The sequence below is a fragment of the Thermomonas sp. XSG genome, from assembly GCF_014678725.1.
Lineage (GTDB): Bacteria > Pseudomonadota > Gammaproteobacteria > Xanthomonadales > Xanthomonadaceae > Thermomonas.
On sequence record NZ_CP061497.1, the window covers coordinates 1,148,854 to 1,165,082 of the forward strand.

The following is a 16,229-nucleotide window of genomic DNA, read 5'->3' on the forward strand; positions in this document are numbered from 1 at the left end:
GCCAGCGGCATGAAAGCGGGCGCGATCAGCGGCGCAGCGCCGCGCGCAGGGCCGCCAGCGGGAAGCGCCCCCAGATCATCGCGAACACCGCAGCGCGGGTGAGGCGCCCGCGCCGGGTGGCCTCGAACCTGCGGAAGTACCGCCACAGGCCGCGGTGCTTGTGCCATTCGACGAACAGCGGCCGCGCGCGCGACGATACCCCGCGCACGTGCAGGACCTCGACCTCGTTGGCGATGGCGACCACGCCACCGGACTGGCGGGCGCGGCGGCACAGGTCCAGGTCTTCGGCGTGCAGGCGATAGCCCTCGTCGAAGCCGCCGATGCGCGCGAACAGCGCCCGCGGCAGCAGCATCAGCGCTCCCGATATCGCATCCACCTGCTGCAGCGGCCTGGCCGGATCCCGCTGGATGGACAGTTCGCGGGCGCCGCGGGAACGCAGCATCGCGGCGAAGTCCGGATCGCGCCGGCGCGCGGCAGCATCCAGCGCGCCGTCCTCGCCGCGCAGCACGCCGCCCACCAGCGCATCGCCCAGGGTGAGGGCGGCACCACGCAACCGTGCCAGCGTGTCCGCTTCGATGAAACAGTCGGGATTGACGAAGGCCAGCCACGGCGCGGTGCTGGCCGCCGCACCCTGGTTGCAGGCCACCGCGAAGCCGGGGTTGTCCGGGTTGGCGATGAAGCGCAGGCGCGGATCGGCCAGCGCGTGGCGCTGCACGAGGTCGATGCTTGCATCTCGCGAGGCATTGTCGACGACCCGGATCTCCTCCACGTCCTGCGCCGCGCGCAGCCGCGACAGGCACTCGTCCAGGGTCTCCTCGCTGTCGTAGGCGACCACGACGACGGCGATGCCGGCATCGCTCACGACGCCCCCGCGAACAGGTCGGCCTGCGGCGGCAGGCGCGCCAGATGCGCGAGTTCCTCGCCCAACCGGGCCCGCAACGCGCGCTGCGGGTCGTCCATCAGGCAGTGTGCGATGCGTGCGTGCCAGGCTGGCCAGCGCGCGCACAGTGCGTCCATGTCGCCCTCGCGCGGCGCGCCTTCGGCGGCGCGCAGGACGAAGGCGGTTTCGCACAGCACGTTGCGCCCGCCCAGTCCGGCCATGCGCAGGCTCAGGTCGATCAAGGCCGCATACCAGGAACGATAGCTGGCGGCGTCCAGCCCGCCTGCCTGCACGCGGGCGCGGCCGCGCAGCAGCACCGCATGGCCCACCGCGGCCGGCAGATCGGGATGCATCGGCGGCAGCAGCGCGCAGGCCTGGGCCAGCAGCGACGGCGGGTATTCCAGTGCGGTGATCTCTCCGATCCGCGGCCACGCGGCCGCCTCGCCGGCATTGCTCCACGGCGTGGCGCTGGCGATCGCCGGATCGCGCGCCAGGCACTCGGCCAGCCGCTCCAGCCAGCCCGGTACCGGCGCCGCGTCGCTGGCCAGCACCGCCACGTCGGCGTCTGCGCAGGCGCGCAGCGCCTCGTCCATGTGCGCGGCCTCGCCCAGCGGCGCGGCGCGGCGGGTATGCGCGGCCTGCAGGCGGGTGCGCGCCAGCCAGCCTTCGATGAGGGCGACGCCGCGCGGCCCGGCCTGGGCGTTGTCCGCCAGCCACACCCGCGTGCCCGCAGGCGTGCCGGCATCGAGTGCCGCCAGGCAGGCGTCGAGTGCGTCCTCGTCGGTGCCCACCGGCACCAGCACGATCGGCAGGGCGGGATCGCTGCGGCTCACTTCTTCGGCTTGTAGATCGGTTCCAGCGCGCGGAAGCGGCTGCCGTATTCGTCGGTCAGCGCGCGCGCTTCCTGCGGGCTGCGCACCACCGTGGGCGTGATCAACACCACCAGTTCGTCGCGGTTCTTGCTCTTGCCCTGCGTGCCGAACAGGCCACCCAGCACCGGGATGCGGCTGAGCCCCGGCACGCCGCTGGAGTTGCTCCCGCTGCCTTCGCTGATCAGGCCGGCCAGCACCACGGTTTCGCCGCTGGTCGCCACCGCGCTGGTGGTGACCTTGCTGGTGTCGATGCGGACGTTGCCGAACTTGTCGGCGATCCCGGTGGGCTTGCTGACTTCCTGCACGATGTCGAGGAAGACCATGCCGTCGCGGCTGATGCGCGGGCGCACCTTCAGGATGATGCCGGTGTCGAGGTACTGCACCTGGCTGTAGGTGCCTGTGTCGCCGCCGGTCTGCGGATTGAAGCTGACCGAGGCCACCGGGATCTTCTGGCCGACGTTGAGCACCGCCTCGCGGTTGTTCTGCGCCATCACCGACGGCGACGACAGGGTGCGCACGTCGGTGACGTTGTCCAGCGCCTGCACGATGGCCGCGGCGCTGCTGCCGAGGAAGGTCCAGCTGAGCAGGTTGCCCGCGCCGCTGGGCAGCGCGCTGACGCTGCCGGCATGCGTGCCCCAGCTGTTGCGGCCGGTGGGAAACGGCAGCCCCTTGTCCGCCACCGCCTGGTCGAAGAACCAGCTCACCCCGTATTGCAGCTCGCCCTTCAGCGCCACGCTCAGCACCTGCGCCTCGATGTGCACCTGCATCGGCATCACGTCCAGGCGTTCGATCACCTGGCGGATCGACTTCCACTGCGCCGGGCTGGCGCGGACCAGCAGCGAATTGGTGTCCTCCACCGCCGACACGCCCACTTCGCTGCCGTCGATCTTCAGGGTCACCCGGCCATTGCCGCTGCCGGCCTGCGGCAGGCTGGCGCCTTCACCGAGACCGCCAGCCTCGCCGCCCGTGCGGCCACCGGCGTCGTCTCCCCGATCGTGCAGCTCGCCGGCCTGCAGCCCCGGCATCAGCGCGGGCTCGCCGCGGCCACCGGCCGCGGAACCGCCGAACACCTCGCCCAGCCGGTCGGCCAGATCGCGCGCCTTGATGTACTTCAGCTCGTAGGCGAACAGCCTGCCGTCGCCGCTGCCGCCTTCGATGCGATCGATCCACTGGCGGATCTCATCGAGGTGGGCGGGCTGGGCGGTGATCACCATCACCGCGTTGGTGGATTCCAGCGGCATGAAGCGGAACATGCCGGCGACGGGGGTGTTGGCCTGCGCGCCGAACACCCGCTCCAGGTCCTGCACCACGTCGCTGGCGCGGCCGGACTGCAGCGGGAACACACCCACCGACATGCTCGCCATCCAGTCGACGTCGAACACCTGGATGGTGCGCAGGTAGTTTTCCAGCTCGGCGCGGGTGCCGGCGACCGTGATCAGGTTGCGCGCACCGTCGATGCTGACGATGGAGCCCTGCCGCGCGTATGGCTTGAGGATCTTTTCCATCTCCAGCGCGGAGACGTGGCGCAACGGCACCACCCGCGATTCGAAGCCGCGCGCCAGCGCCGGCGAACCGGTGCGCGGCACCACCCCGCTCTGCAGCGCCTGATCGGCCGGGACGATGTTGTAGCGGCCGTCGCTGTAGACCATGCGCGCGCCGTTCTGCACCAGCACCTGGTCCAGCAGGCCCAGCGCGCCGGCCGCGCCGACCGGCTTCTGGGTGGCGACGGTGACGGTGCCCTGCACGCCGGGCGCGATGCTGTAGCTCTGGCCGAGCATGTCGCCGAGGATGGCCTTGACCACCGCATGCAGCGATTCGCCTTCGAAGTTGAAGCTGGCCTCGCCGCTGCTGGCCAGCGATGGCGGCGGCGCACTGGCCACGGCCTGGTTGATCGGCGCGCTGCTGGCGCGGCGGATCACCGGCTGCGGCGCATCGCCGCCCAACTCCTGCAGCACCTCGCGGCGGATGTCGGCGCCGGGGGCGGCATCGGCCTGCTGGCCGGCCGCTTGCGCGGCCCGGTGCATCTGCGGCTGCGGCGCACTGGCGCAACCGGCCAGCACCCCCGCCAGCGCGGCGACCAGCAAGGGGCGCAGGGGCACGCGGAGAAACGTTCGGTTCATGGGCTGCTTTGCCTTCGTCATCGTGTCGGTCCGGACAGCGGGCGCGGACGCCCGCCGCCGTCGCCGGCGTCCTGGTTCTGTTGCCGCATCTGCGCACGCCGCGCCTCGATGCGCCGGCGAATATCCTCGATCCTGCGGGCCTCGTCGGGTGCGGCATTGCCGACATCGCGCACGCCTTCCTGCGGCGGGGGCGGCACCATCGATGGCACGGGCGTCCCTGCGCGCGACCCCGGCTCGCCGGCCACGCCGAAGCTGCGCAGCTCCAAGGACACCTGCCCGCCCGGGCCTTCGAACAGCGCCTCGCGCGGCCGCACTTCCAGCAGCCGCCAGTCGGCCGCGCCTTCCGGGGCCGTGCCTTCGCGCACGCGCTGCGAATCGCCGCCGCCGCCAGGCTGCAGGATCGCCAGCCGCACCTGCGGGCTGATCAGCACCCCGGTGAGGACGAAATCCAGCGCTGCACCACTTCCCTCGCCCTCGCCCTGGGCGACGGCAAGGAATGCGCGCGGCCGCCGATCCTGGGTGAACAGCGGGCGCGAAGCGGCCTCGGCGTACTGCCCCAGCGGGCCGAGGCGCTCGCCGACGGCCGCGGGGGGCGCCGGCAGCGCCCCAAGGGCCACCGCCTGCGCCGGCTCGATCCGGGTGCCCATGCCCAGCGCCGCCGCCAGCCAAAGCAGCAGCGCCCAGACACAGGCCGCGGCCAGCAGCCAGGTGGACGCACCCGCGCGACCGAGGCTCTGCCCGATCCCGTGTCCGCCGCTCATGGACGTGCCCCCGCGGCCGGACGCAGGTAGCCGTACAGGTTGAAACCGACGTCCAGCCCGCCTTCCTGCGGCTGCGCTGCGCCGGGGACGGCGAAATACCGCTGCGCGGTGATCCCCAGCGCGTCCACGAACAGCCATGGCCGCGCCGACTCCAGCGCATGCAGCACCGCCAGCGTCTCGGCGTTGCCGCAGCGCAGCCGCACCTGCACGGTGACGCGGCGGTAGCGACCGCCGCCGACGTCGTCGCCCAGCGGCGTGCGGTTGACGATGGCGCAGCCGCGCCCACCCGCACTGGCATCCGCCACCACCCGCTCCAGATGCTGGATGAGCGCGGCCGCGGCGAGCTCGGCGGTGGGTTCGGCGAGGAAGCCGGAACCGCCATCCTGCGCCTCCGGGGTGGCCAGCGCCTGCTCGATCTGCGGCCGCTGCGCCAGCAGGCCGCGCAGTCGCGCGTCGCGCTCGCGCAACTCGGCGATGCGGGCATCGGCGGCGCGCATCGGCACCGTGAACAGCGGGTGCACCAGCGCCAGGTAGACGAGCCCCAGCACCGCCAGCAGCAGCGCCAGCGCCAGCCATCGATCGCGGTCGGCGCGGATCACCGCCTGCCTCCGGTCGCCGTGTCCGCCGCCGTTGGCGAGGCAGTGGTTGCCAGCTTCGCCACCAGGGTGAAGCGGTCCACCCGCAACCGCGGATCCTGCTGCAGGGCACCGCTCAGCGCAGGCGCGCTCCACTGCGGCGCGCCTTCCAGTTTCCCGACCAGGGCGGCGGCCTGGTTGGACAGTCCGATGAGGGTCAGCTGGTCACCTTCGACCGACACCTTTTCCAGCCAGGTGCCCTCGGGCAACCGCTGCGCCAGCGCATCCAGCAGCTCCACCGACGACGGCCGCGCCGCGCGTTGCGCGCGCAGGTAGGCGGCGCCTTCGCGCCCGTCCAGCAGCTGCTGGCGCTGCGCGGACAGCGCGCGCGCGCCGGCTTCGCGACTGGCCATTTCCTTTTGCAGCGTATCCGCCGCGGCTCGGCGGTTGTCGAGCAGCTGGCCCATGCCCAGCACCATTGCCAGCAGCGCGGCCAACGCCAGCAAGCCGTTCCAGCGCCGCCACGGATCGCGCAGCACATGCCGCTGCCCGGGAGGCAGCAGGTTGACGCCGAGCGGCCGGCCAACGGCATCGGCAAGGTCCACGCCGGCCAGACGCTCCGCCTGCCCGCCCAGACCGGCGGTCGCCGCGGCCAGTTGCGGTCGCGGCACCACCACCAGTTCGACCTGCAGCTGGCCGTCGTCACGCAACGCCAGGATGCGGCCGTCGAACAGCACGTCGGCGGCAGCGAACGGCGTCTGCCGTTCGATCTCGAACGCCAGCACGTCGCGCAGCCGATCCCGCGCAGCACCCGGCAGCAGCAGGCCGCGACGCAGGCCGCAGGTGGCCGGCAACAGCAGCCAGCGTGGCATGCCGACGGCGCGCTCGCGCAGTAGCCCGGCCAGCGGATCCGCTGCGGTGGAAAGCGGCAGCGGCAGGCTGGCAAGCGGGTGCACGGCGTCCGCCTGCTGCAGGTCGAGTCGCAGCTCTCCGGCTTCGGGGCGCAGCAGCAGCCGATCCTCGCCCGCAGCCAGTGCCCGTCGCAGGCGCACCGGCAGCCAGGCCATCAGGCCGGCCCGCCACCACGACAGGAAGCCGCGCAGGCCCGGACCGGGCCACGGCCAGCGCAAGGTGGCGGCGCTCACTTCACGGTTCCCCCGCGGCCCAATGCAGTGTCGTGTACGTCGAACCCGGCAAACCGCTGCTCCCCATCCGCAAGACCACCGACCATCGCGCACTGCGCCCATCGGCAAGCCGGGCGCGGCTCTCAATACTATACGTGCCGCTGCCCGGCGCCGGGGGCGCGGCCGGATCCACCGGCGCTGCCTGCGCAGGCAGCCCCAGCGCCCTGCGCACCACCGCATCGGCCAGGCCGGCATCGGGCAGCGCCTGGCCGCCGTGCACGGTCAGGTGCGGCGCCGCGGCGGCCTGCAGCGCCGGCGGCATGCCCAGCACCTGCGCCAGCTCGGACACCGTGTCGAAGGGTGCGTCCTTGGCCCCGCCGACCAGACCCGCCGCGGCGTAATCGGCATCCTCGGCGCCGCCGGCAGGCTGGCCGAGGCTGTCGGCATCGCGCCAGTCGATCACCGCGGCAGCGAGCCTGGTCGCCACGGCGCGCGGCTCGCCCAGCGCTTCGAAAAATGCCTGCAGGAGTTCGAACGACGCGGCGTTGAGATCGATCCTGGCGGCCTCGTCGCGCACCGCGACGTCAACCGCGATGCCATCCAGCACGAGGCGGTAGCTGCGTCCGTCAGCCGCCCAGCGCCGCGCCGGGTCCGGATCGAGCAGGCGCGCCGCGGCGTATTCGATCCCGGCGCGCGCGGCTTCCCGCGCCACCAGCGCGCGCGCCGCGCCGTTGCCCTGCAGCGACTCCACCCGCGCCGACAGCGCGTAGCCGGCCACCAGCCCGCTCAACAGCAGCACCAGCCACAGCACCAGCAGCAGCGCCGCGCCGCGCGCCGCCCTCATCGCCGCCCTTCCATGCCGGCGCCCGCCAGCGGCAGCGCCACCACCATGTCCGGCCAGGCGCCACGGGCATCGCGGATGCGCACCCGCACCTGCATCGGCAACGCCTGCGGCGTGGTCCAGGCGCGTTCCCACGGTCCCACCCGACCGTCGGCAGCCAGCGCACGATAGGCGAATTCGACATCGGCCAGCCCGTCAGCCAGCGGTTCCGGCGGCCGCGAGGCCGGCAGCGCGACGCCTGCGCGCAGCAGCTGGAAGCCGACCTCCAGCCGCTGCGCCTGGCCGGCAGCGCGCGCCTGCAGTGCGTGCAGCTGCGGCCCGCCCCGGCCCAGATAGGCGGGCTGCTCGGCGACGAAACGCATGGAGTGTGCATCACCTGCGAAGCGCAGGGCCTGGCCGCTGCCGGCATCGAAACCAAAGGCGATGGCCTGGGCGCCGCCGATCCGCTGCCGCAGGAACTGGGAGACCACGCGGATGCGCTCGTTCCGCTCCGCCATTGCTTCGCCGCGCGCCACCGTGGCGCCGGCCGCGCGCAGGATCCCGAATCCCAGCGCCAGCGCCGCCGCCAGCAGCGAGGTGGCCAGCAACACTTCCATCAGGGTGAAGCCGGCCGCTTGCCGCCTCATGGACGCATGCCCTCCGCCGGCGGCAGCACCAGCCGCAGCGAGTTCACCTGCAGCTGCTGCTGTGACCCGCCGTCGCCCCAACGCACGTCCAGCCGCAAATGCAGCAGGCGCGCGGCGAACGGGTCGACCGGCGCGCCACGCGCCTGCGGGTCCTGCCATGGCGTCACCGCCAGCTGCCAGCGATAGCGTCCTTCCTCGAACGTGCCAGCGCGTTGCCCCGGCTGCAGCAGCGCGTCGCTGCGCTCGGCCAGCAGCGACTGCGCATGCAGCGCCGCCTGCCCGGCGTCGCCGGCCTGGCGCAGCTGGCGGCTGGCGCCGGACAGCGTGCCCAGCAGCAGGGTCAGGCCCAGCGCCAGCAGCGCGAACGCGACCACGATTTCGATCAGGGTGAAGCCGCGTTGCCGCCGCATGGCCGGCACACGCGTACCGCTGCATCGCCGCGCGCTCATCGCGTGGCCCCGATCCGGCGCACCCGCACCTCGCCGGTCAGCCACGCAACGTCGACATCCCAGCCGCCGCCATTGGCCGCCATCCGCACCCGCCCGCCGCTGGCGGCACCATCGGGGAAGAAGCGCACCGCGCCTTCGCCGGGCACGGGCTGCAGGTCGCGCGCGCCGGTGAAGACCAGCTCGCCGGTGTCGGGCAGGCGGCCGTGGCGGCCCTTCGGGGCACGCCATGCACGGGCGGCCGGGTCGATCACGAATTCCTGAGGGACGCCGCTGGCGATCGCCAGCGCGCGGGTGAAGCGCATTTGCGCGGCAACCTCCTTCGCCGCCGAATGCAGGCGCGCACCGCGCAGGCCATCGCCGAACGCGGCCATGGCCAGGACGCTGGCGGCGGCGACCAGCGCCATCACCACCAGCATCTCCAGCAGGGTGAAACCCGCCGACCGGCCGCGCACGGTCCTGTTCCGCCCGCTTCCGGCTTATTCGTAACGGATGTCGGCGTTCACGCTGTCGCCGCCGGGCTGGCCGTCCGCGCCCAGGCTGACCAGGTCGAACGCCCGCCCTTCACCCGGCAGTTTGTACTGCACCGGATGCATCCACGGATCCTTCAGGTCGGCCGGCTTGGCGTAAGGACCCAGCCAGCCGGCGGCGCCCGGCGAAGTGACCAGCGCATCGAGGGTCGGCGGCAACGCACCCGTATCCATCTGGAACTGCTGCACCTTCTCGGCCAGCGTCTGCAGCTGCGCCTGCGCCAGCTTGACCTTGGCGCGGTCGCCGCCACCGAGGATGCGCGAGGCGGCAAAGGCGACGATGCCGCCGATCAGCACCACCACCACGATGATCTCGATCAGCGAGAAGCCGCCCTGCGCGGCCCTGGGGATCGGACGGAAATTGCGACGTTCACGCATTGCACTGCCCCGGCTTGGGTTGGAGTTCGGATTTGGGAAGGATGGCTGGCGCACTCATCCCACCACGTTGGTCAGGTCGTAGATCGGCGCCAGCACCGACAGGATCACCACGCCCACCACCGCCGCCAGTACCAGCGTCACCACCGGCACCAGCGCCGCCAGCAGCCGGTCCATCGCCGCCTGCGTTTCCTGGTCGAAGGTATCCGCGGTCTTCAACAGCATGGCATCCAGCGCGCCGGATTCCTCGCCCACCTGGATCATCTGCAGCGCCAGCCGCGGCAGCCGCTTGCCCCTGGCCAGCGCGGCGGACAGGCCGATGCCGTTCTTCACTTCCTCGGCGGCCGCGGCCACGTCGTCGGCCAGCACGCGGTTGTCCAGCACGTTGCGGGCGATGCCCAGCGCCGACAGCAGCGGCACGCCGTTGCGCAGCAGCGTGCCCAGCGTGCGCGCCAGCCGCGCGGTCTCGAGCTTGGCCACCAGCGGCCCGGCCAGCTTGCGCTGCAGCAGCCAGCCGTCGAAGCGGCGCATCACCGCGGGATCACGGCGCAGGCGCTCCAGCCACAGCACCAGCAACAGCGGCACAGCCAGGATCGCGATCCACCAGTCGCGCACGAACACGCCCACGCCCAGCACCAGCCGCGAGAACCACGGCAGCTGCGCGTCCAGGCTCTCGTACATGCCGGCGAACTGCGGCACCACGTAGCCCAGCAGGAACAGCAGCGACAGCCCGACCATCGCCAGCAGGATCGCCGGGTACACCATCGCGTTGACCACCCGGGTGCGCAGCGCGCGCGAGCGCTCCAGGTAGTCGGCCAGCCGTTGCAGCGTCTCGTGCAGGCTGCCGCCCGCCTCGCCGGCGCGCACCATGTTCACGTACAGCCGGCCGAACGCGCCGTGCTGGCGCTCCAGCGCCGTGGACAGCGAGGCGCCGCCGCGCACCGCTTCGCGGAGGTCCTCCACGATGCGCCGCGCCGCCTCGTCTTCCGGCAGTTCAAGCAGGATGCCCAGCGCCCGATCCAGCGGCTGTCCGGCCCCCAGCAGCGTGGCCAGCTGCTGGGTGAACTGGACCAGCCGCGCACCGGCGAACGGCCTGGGCTTGAACAGCGCGCGCCACGGCGCCTCTCCGCCTGCCTGCGCAGCGGGCTTCGCTTCCACCGGAAGATGGCCCTGCTCCTGCAGGCGCGCCGCCACCTCGGCCTCGCCGGCGGCTTCCATCTGCCCGTCCAGCAGCTCGCCGCGCGCGTTCAGCGCCTTGTAGCGGTACAGCGCCATCTCACGCGTCTTCCGTCACGCGCAGCACTTCCTCGATGGTGGTCTCGCCGCGCAGCGCCTTGGCGATGCCGACCTCGTACATCGTCGCCATGCCGGCCTCGCGCGCGAGCTTCTCGATCTCGTCCATGCCGGCGTGGCGCATCACCGCGCGGCGCACCGCGTCGTCCATCACCAGCAGTTCCATGATGGTGGTGCGGCCAAGGTAGCCGGTGGCAGACAGCGCGGACGGCACCGCCCTGTACAGGAAGATCTCGCCCTGCGGCTGGAAGCGGCGCAGGCCGAACTTCTCGATTTCCTCCGGCGACGCCGGGTACTTCTGCGCGTGCATCGGCTCCAGCCGGCGCACCAGCCGCTGGGCGACGATGCCGTTGACGGTGGAGGTGAGCAGGTAGTCTTCCACCCCCATGTCCAGCAGGCGGGTGATGCCGCCGGCGGCGTTGTTGGTGTGCAGCGTGCTCAGCACCAGGTGGCCGGTGAGCGCGGACTGGATGGCGATGCGCGCGGTTTCCAGGTCGCGCATTTCGCCGATCATGATGATGTCCGGATCCTGGCGCACGATGCTGCGCAGCGCGCTGGCGAAATCCAGCCCGATCGCCGGCTTGGCCTGGATCTGGTTGATGCCCTCGATCTGGTATTCCACCGGGTCTTCGACGGTGATGATCTTGACCTTCGGCGTGTTGAGCCTGCTCAGCGCGGTGTACAGCGTGGTGGTCTTGCCGGAGCCGGTCGGGCCGGTCACCAGCAGGATGCCGTGCGGCTGCTCCAGTACCTTCTGGAAGCGCGGCATGAAGGCCGGGCCGAAGCCGAGCCGCTCGAAATCCAGCACCACCGTCTCGCGGTCGAGCAGGCGCATCACCACCGATTCTCCGTGCGCGGTGGGCACCGTGCTCACGCGCAGGTCCAGTTCCTTGCCCTGTACGCGCATCACGATGCGGCCGTCCTGCGGCAGGCGCCGTTCCGCGATGTTGAGCTTCGCCATGATCTTGATGCGGCTGATGATCGCGGCGGTCAGGTTGGTCGGCGGGCTTTCGCCCTCCTCCAGCACGCCGTCGATGCGGTAGCGCACCTTCAGCCGGTTCTCGAACGGTTCGACGTGGATGTCGGAGGCGCGCACCTCGACCGCGCGCTGGATCAGCAGGTTCACCAGCCGGATCACCGGCGCTTCCGAGGCAAGGTCGCGCAGGTGTTCGATGTCGTCGGGGCCGGCCTCGCCTTCCGCACCCTCGACGATGCCTTCCATCGTGCTGCGGCCCTGGCCGTGCCAGCGCTCGATCAGCTCGTCGATCTCCGAACGCACCGCCACCGCCGCACGCACCGCACGCCCGACTGCCAGCCGCACCGCGTCCAGCACGTAGGCGTCCTGGGGATCGGCCAGCAGCACGTCGACGCCGGCCGCGTCCGCCGCCACCGGCACCACGTGGAACTGCTGCATGAACTTCACGCCCAGCGCCACCTCTTCTGGCGGCAGTTCCGGCACGTCCTTGCCGCTGCGCAGCGGCAGGTCCAGCGCAGCCGCGCAGGCCTCGGCGTGGTCGCGCTCGGACACCAGTCCCAGCCGCGCCAGCAGGTGCAGCAGACTGCCGCCGTCCTCCCCGTGCAGCCGCCGCGCGCGCGCCAGGTCCGGCTCCTTCAGCTTGCCGTGCTGCAGCAGCAGGGCGACGATGCGTTCGTCCGCATCCGCCTGCACCGGCTCGAACTGACTTGCAACTGCGTTCACGCACGGCACTCCAACGGTCCGTCGCGGACTTTAGCAGGCCGCGGGCCGGCGCCGAAACGACGACGCCCGGTGGCTTGCGGGCCACCGGGCGTTCAATGGGTTCCCCACCGGCATTGCTCGATCAGCCCGGCCCGACGGCATGCAGACCGTCGGGCGTTCGCGGGCTCGCGGCTAGCGCCGCTCGAGTTCCCCGCTCACCCAACCCACACCCTCGCGTTGCGGAACATCCGCTGCCACGGCGAATCTTCCGGCCAGTCGGCGGGCGCCCAGCTGAAGTTGGCGCTGCGCAGGGTGCGCTCGGGGTGTGGCATCAGCAGGGTGGCGCGGCCGTCGCGGCTGGCCACGCCGGCGATGCCGTCGGGCGAGCCGTTCGGGTTGGCCGGGTAGCTGTCGGCGATACGGCCGCCCTCGACGTAGCGCGCGGCCACGTCGACCGCGCCCTGGTCGATCACATTGGCGAACACCGCCCGACCTTCGCCGTGCGCCACCGCCACCGGGATGCGCGAGCCGGCCATGCCGCGCAGGAACAACGAGGGTGATTCGCCCACCTCCAGCAGCGCCAGCCGCGCTTCGTACTGCTCGCTGGCATTGCGCTGGAAGGTCGGCCAGTGCTCGGCGCCGGGGATGATGTCGCGCAGCTGGGCCATCATCTGGCAGCCGTTGCAGATGCCCAGCGAGAAGCTGTCCGCGCGGGCGAAGAAGGCGGCGAACATCTCGCGCAGCGCAGTGCGCTCGAGGATCGACGTCGCCCAGCCACGACCCGCGCCCAGCACGTCGCCGTAGCTGAAGCCGCCGCAGGCGGCGAGGCCGTGGAAATCCCTGAGGTCGAAGCGGCCGGCGATCAGGTCGCTCATGTGCACGTCGAAGGTATCGAAGCCGGCGCGGTCGAAGCCCCAGGCCATCTCGATCTGGCTGTTGACGCCCTGCTCGCGCAGGATCGCGACCTTCGGCCGCGCACCGGTCGAAACGAACGGCGCGGCGACGTCTTCGACGGTATCGAACGTCAGCACCGGCTGCAGGCCCGGCGCGTCGAAGCGGCGCACCGACTCGCGCTCGCTGTCGGCACCATCGGGGTTGTCGCGCAGCTTCTGCATTGCGTGCGTGACCGACCACCAGGCGTCGAACAGCTCGTCCCAGCGCCACTTCGCCAGCTCGTCGTCGCCGTCGGCAATCCGCACCACCGGTGCGGTGGTGGGCACCGCGATGCGCTGCGCGCATTCGATCAGGCCGTGGCGGGCGACCAGGTCGGCGAACGCGGCGCGCTCCTCGACCGGCACCTGCACCACCGCGCCCAGCTCCTCGTTGAACAACACCCGCAGCGGATCGCCGGTACGGCCGTCGCCCCAGCCGTCGAGGCGGATGTCGAGGCCCAGGTGCGAGGTGAACGCCATCTCGCACAGCGCGGCGAACACGCCGCCATCGGAACGGTCGTGGTAGGCCAGCAGCAGGCCGTCCTCGCGCGCGTCGCGCACCAGTTCGAACAGCGCACGCAGGCGCTGCGGGTCGTCCAGATCCGGCGCTTCGCCGCCGAACGCCGGCAGCGTGGCGCCGCCGTTGGCCTCCGGATGGCACTGCGCCAGCACCGAGCCACCCATGCGCTGGCGCCCGCCGCCGAGGCCGATCAGCCACAGCTCGGAGTCGACGTCGCGGCGCAGCAGCGGGGTCAGCTGGCCGCGCACGTCCAGCACCGGCGCGAACGCCGACACCACCAGCGACACCGGCGACACCGATTTGTGCGCCTGGCCGTCGGCCTGGTACTGCGCCTGCATCGACAGCGAGTCCTTGCCGACCGGGATGCCGAGTTCCAGCTCCGGACACAGCTCCATGCCCACGGCTTTGACCGCGTCGAACAGCCGCGCGTCCTCGCCGGCATGGCCAGCCGCTGCCATCCAGTTGGCGGACAGCTTGATCCGGTTGAGCGATTCCAGCGGCGCCGCCATCAGGTTGGTGATCGCCTCGCCCACCGCCATCCGCGCCGAGGCGGCGGCGTCCAGCAGCGCCAGCGGGGTGCGTTCGCCCACGCTCATCGCTTCGCCGGTGAACCCGTCGAAGCCGGAGAGCGTGATCGCGCAGTCGGCCACCGGCATCTGCCACGGGCCCACCATCTGGTCGCGCGCGGTCAGGCCGCCGACGGTGCGATCACCAATCGTGATGAGGAAGGACTTGGCCGCCACCGCCGGATGCGCCAGCACGCGCAGGCCGGCTTCGCGCAGGTCCAGCGCGTCGGTGTCGGCCTGCGGCCAGCGCGGCGGCGCCGGGTGCGCGGTGTCGCGGTGCATCTTCGGCGCCTTGCCGAACAACACGTCCATCGGCAGGTCGATCGCCGGCGGCTGGCCTTCATAGCCCACCCGCAGGTGTTCCTCGGCGGTGGCGACGCCGACCACCGCAAACGGGCAGCGCTCGCGCGCGCACAACGCCGCGAACTCGGCCACGCGCGACTGGGCCACGCCCAGCACGTAGCGTTCCTGCGATTCATTGCACCACAGCTGCATCGGCGACAGCGAGGGGTCGTCCTTCGGCACCTTGCCGAGGTCGATCACGCCGCCCACCCCGAAGTCGTGCAGGATCTCCGGGATCGCGTTGGACAGGCCGCCCGCGCCGACGTCGTGGATGCACAGGATCGGGTTGTCGGCGCCCCGCGCGACGCAGCGGTCGATGACCTCCTGCGCACGCCGCTCCATCTCCGGGTTGTCGCGCTGCACCGAGGCGAAGTCGAGGTCTTCGGCGGATTCGCCGGAGGCCACCGAACTGGCGGCGCCGCCGCCGAGGCCGATCAGCATCGCCGGACCACCGAGCACGATCACCGCATCGCCGGGCGACAGCCGCAGCTTGTCGACCTGGCTGCGATCGATGGCGCCAAGGCCGCCGGCCAGCATGATCGGCTTGTCGTAGGCGCGGGTGAGGCCCTCGCCCTCCGGCAGCTCGAAGCTGCGGAAATAGCCGGTCAGGTTGGGCCGGCCGAATTCGTTGTTGAACGCCGCCGCGCCCAGTGGGCCGTCGAGCATGATCTCGAAGGCCGAGGCCATGCGCGGGTTGAGCGCGCGCTGCCCTTCCCACGGCTGCGGCAGCGTGGGAATGCGCAGGTGCGAGACCGAGAAACCGCACAGCCCGGCCTTCGGGCGGCCGCCGCGGCCGGTGGCACCCTCGTCGCGGATCTCGCCGCCGGCGCCGGTGGAAGCGCCGGGGAACGGCGCGATCGCGGTCGGATGGTTATGGGTTTCCACCTTGATGCAGAACGCCGACGCGGTGACCGGCTCGCTGCGATAGCGCTGGGTGTCCGGGTCCGGGCGCCAGCGCGACGCGGCATACCCTTCCACCACCGCGGCGTTGTCGCTGTACGCCGACAGCACGTGCTCGGGCGTGCGCGCCTGCGTGTTCTTGATCATCTTGAACAGCGAGACCGGCTGCGGCTGGCCATCGATCGTCCAGCTGGCATTGAAGATCTTGTGCCGGCAGTGCTCCGAGTTGGCCTGCGCGAACATCATCAGTTCGACGTCGTGCGGGTCGCGGCCCAGCTCGGCATAGCGCGCGCGCAGGTACTCGATCTCGTCGTCGGCCAGGGCCAGGCCGAGGCGCACGTTCGCAGCCTCCAGCTGCGCCAGCGGGATCACCTCGACATCGCCCGCAGGCTGCGCCGCGAACAGCGCAGCGCCGGCGTCGCGCGCAACCAGCAGCGACTGGGTCATCGGGTCGTGCAGCAGCCTGGCCAGTGCCGCCTGCATGGCGGCATCGTCCGGCCAGCCGGCCAGGTCGAGGCGCAGGCCGCGCTCGACGCGCCGCACCGGCAGGCCGGCGCCGCGCAGCAGTTCCGTGGCCTTGCTGGCCCACGGCGACAGCGTGCCCAGCCGCGGGACCACATAGCGGCTGACGGCGCCGGCTTCGGCGGCGGCGAAGCCTTCCTCCGCCTGCAGGATGCGACGCAGAGCGGCGGCATCGGGCGTGGCCCCGGGTTCGGGATCGATCCAGTAACCGTGCCAGGCGCCGGCGATGCGCAGGCCGGGCACGAGAGTCTGGAGACGGGCTTGCAGGCGGTCGCGGCGGAACGGCGACAGGGCGGGCGCGCCCTCGAGGACGATCATGTCCGGCA

General features: G+C 72.1%; 14 protein-coding genes. All 14 read right to left on the reverse strand.

Annotated features, from left to right (window positions below; all coding sequences use genetic code 11):
* Positions 1-25: 25 nt before the first annotated feature.
* The 14 genes from ICG51_RS05465 to purL all read right to left on the reverse strand — a co-directional run bounded on the left by ICG51_RS05465 (position 26) and on the right by purL (position 16,221).
* Positions 26-862: a glycosyltransferase family 2 protein gene (locus ICG51_RS05465; protein ID WP_190281992.1), complete on the reverse strand. Its 837-nt coding sequence runs from the start codon at positions 860-862 to the stop codon at positions 26-28.
* Positions 859-1,713, reverse strand: a complete 855-nt coding sequence (locus tag ICG51_RS05470) for a glycosyltransferase family A protein (RefSeq protein ID WP_223809526.1) — start codon at positions 1,711-1,713, stop codon at positions 859-861. The genes ICG51_RS05465 and ICG51_RS05470 overlap by 4 nt, the downstream gene beginning before the upstream one ends.
* Complete coding sequence (gene gspD / locus ICG51_RS05475) at positions 1,710-3,851, reverse strand: type II secretion system secretin GspD (RefSeq protein ID WP_223809527.1); 2,142 nt, start codon at positions 3,849-3,851, stop codon at positions 1,710-1,712. The genes ICG51_RS05470 and gspD overlap by 4 nt, the downstream gene beginning before the upstream one ends.
* 38 nt (positions 3,852-3,889) lie before the next feature.
* On the reverse strand, positions 3,890-4,633 hold the full coding sequence (locus tag ICG51_RS05480) for a hypothetical protein (RefSeq protein WP_190281994.1): 744 nt from the start codon (positions 4,631-4,633) through the stop codon (positions 3,890-3,892).
* Positions 4,630-5,232: a type II secretion system protein GspM gene (gene gspM / locus ICG51_RS05485; RefSeq protein ID WP_223809528.1), complete on the reverse strand. Its 603-nt coding sequence runs from the start codon at positions 5,230-5,232 to the stop codon at positions 4,630-4,632. Before gspM ends, ICG51_RS05480 begins: the two co-directional genes overlap by 4 nt.
* Positions 5,229-6,353 carry a PilN domain-containing protein gene (locus ICG51_RS05490; protein ID WP_223809529.1) on the reverse strand — a complete coding sequence of 375 codons (1,125 nt, stop codon included), beginning with the start codon at positions 6,351-6,353 and terminating at the stop codon, positions 5,229-5,231. Before ICG51_RS05490 ends, gspM begins: the two co-directional genes overlap by 4 nt.
* A gap of 1 nt (position 6,354) precedes the next feature.
* On the reverse strand, positions 6,355-7,176 hold the full coding sequence (locus ICG51_RS05495) for a type II secretion system protein GspK (protein WP_190281996.1): 822 nt from the start codon (positions 7,174-7,176) through the stop codon (positions 6,355-6,357).
* The gene (locus tag ICG51_RS05500) at positions 7,173-7,799 is read right to left on the reverse strand and encodes a general secretion pathway protein GspJ (RefSeq protein ID WP_190281997.1); all 627 of its coding nucleotides are present in this window, start codon (positions 7,797-7,799) and stop codon (positions 7,173-7,175) included. Before ICG51_RS05500 ends, ICG51_RS05495 begins: the two co-directional genes overlap by 4 nt.
* A complete protein-coding gene (locus tag ICG51_RS05505) occupies positions 7,796-8,209 on the reverse strand; it encodes a prepilin-type N-terminal cleavage/methylation domain-containing protein (protein WP_190281998.1) in 414 nt (137 codons plus the stop codon). The genes ICG51_RS05500 and ICG51_RS05505 overlap by 4 nt, the downstream gene beginning before the upstream one ends.
* A gap of 35 nt (positions 8,210-8,244) precedes the next feature.
* Positions 8,245-8,700 (reverse strand): GspH/FimT family pseudopilin, encoded by a 456-nt coding sequence (locus tag ICG51_RS05510; RefSeq protein WP_190281999.1) that lies wholly within the window; start codon positions 8,698-8,700, stop codon positions 8,245-8,247.
* 24 nt (positions 8,701-8,724) lie between these two features.
* The gene (gene gspG / locus ICG51_RS05515) at positions 8,725-9,153 is read right to left on the reverse strand and encodes a type II secretion system major pseudopilin GspG (RefSeq protein WP_190282000.1); all 429 of its coding nucleotides are present in this window, start codon (positions 9,151-9,153) and stop codon (positions 8,725-8,727) included.
* A 54-nt stretch (positions 9,154-9,207) separates the two neighbouring features.
* Entirely contained in the window at positions 9,208-10,425 is a 1,218-nt protein-coding gene (locus ICG51_RS05520; protein ID WP_190282001.1) for a type II secretion system F family protein, read from the reverse strand.
* Position 10,426: 1 nt separating this feature from the next.
* Entirely contained in the window at positions 10,427-12,142 is a 1,716-nt protein-coding gene (gspE, locus tag ICG51_RS05525) for a type II secretion system ATPase GspE (protein ID WP_190282002.1), read from the reverse strand.
* A gap of 194 nt (positions 12,143-12,336) precedes the next feature.
* Positions 12,337-16,221 (reverse strand): phosphoribosylformylglycinamidine synthase, encoded by a 3,885-nt coding sequence (gene purL, locus ICG51_RS05530; RefSeq protein WP_190282003.1) that lies wholly within the window; start codon positions 16,219-16,221, stop codon positions 12,337-12,339.
* Between the last annotated feature and the right edge of the window lie 8 nt (positions 16,222-16,229).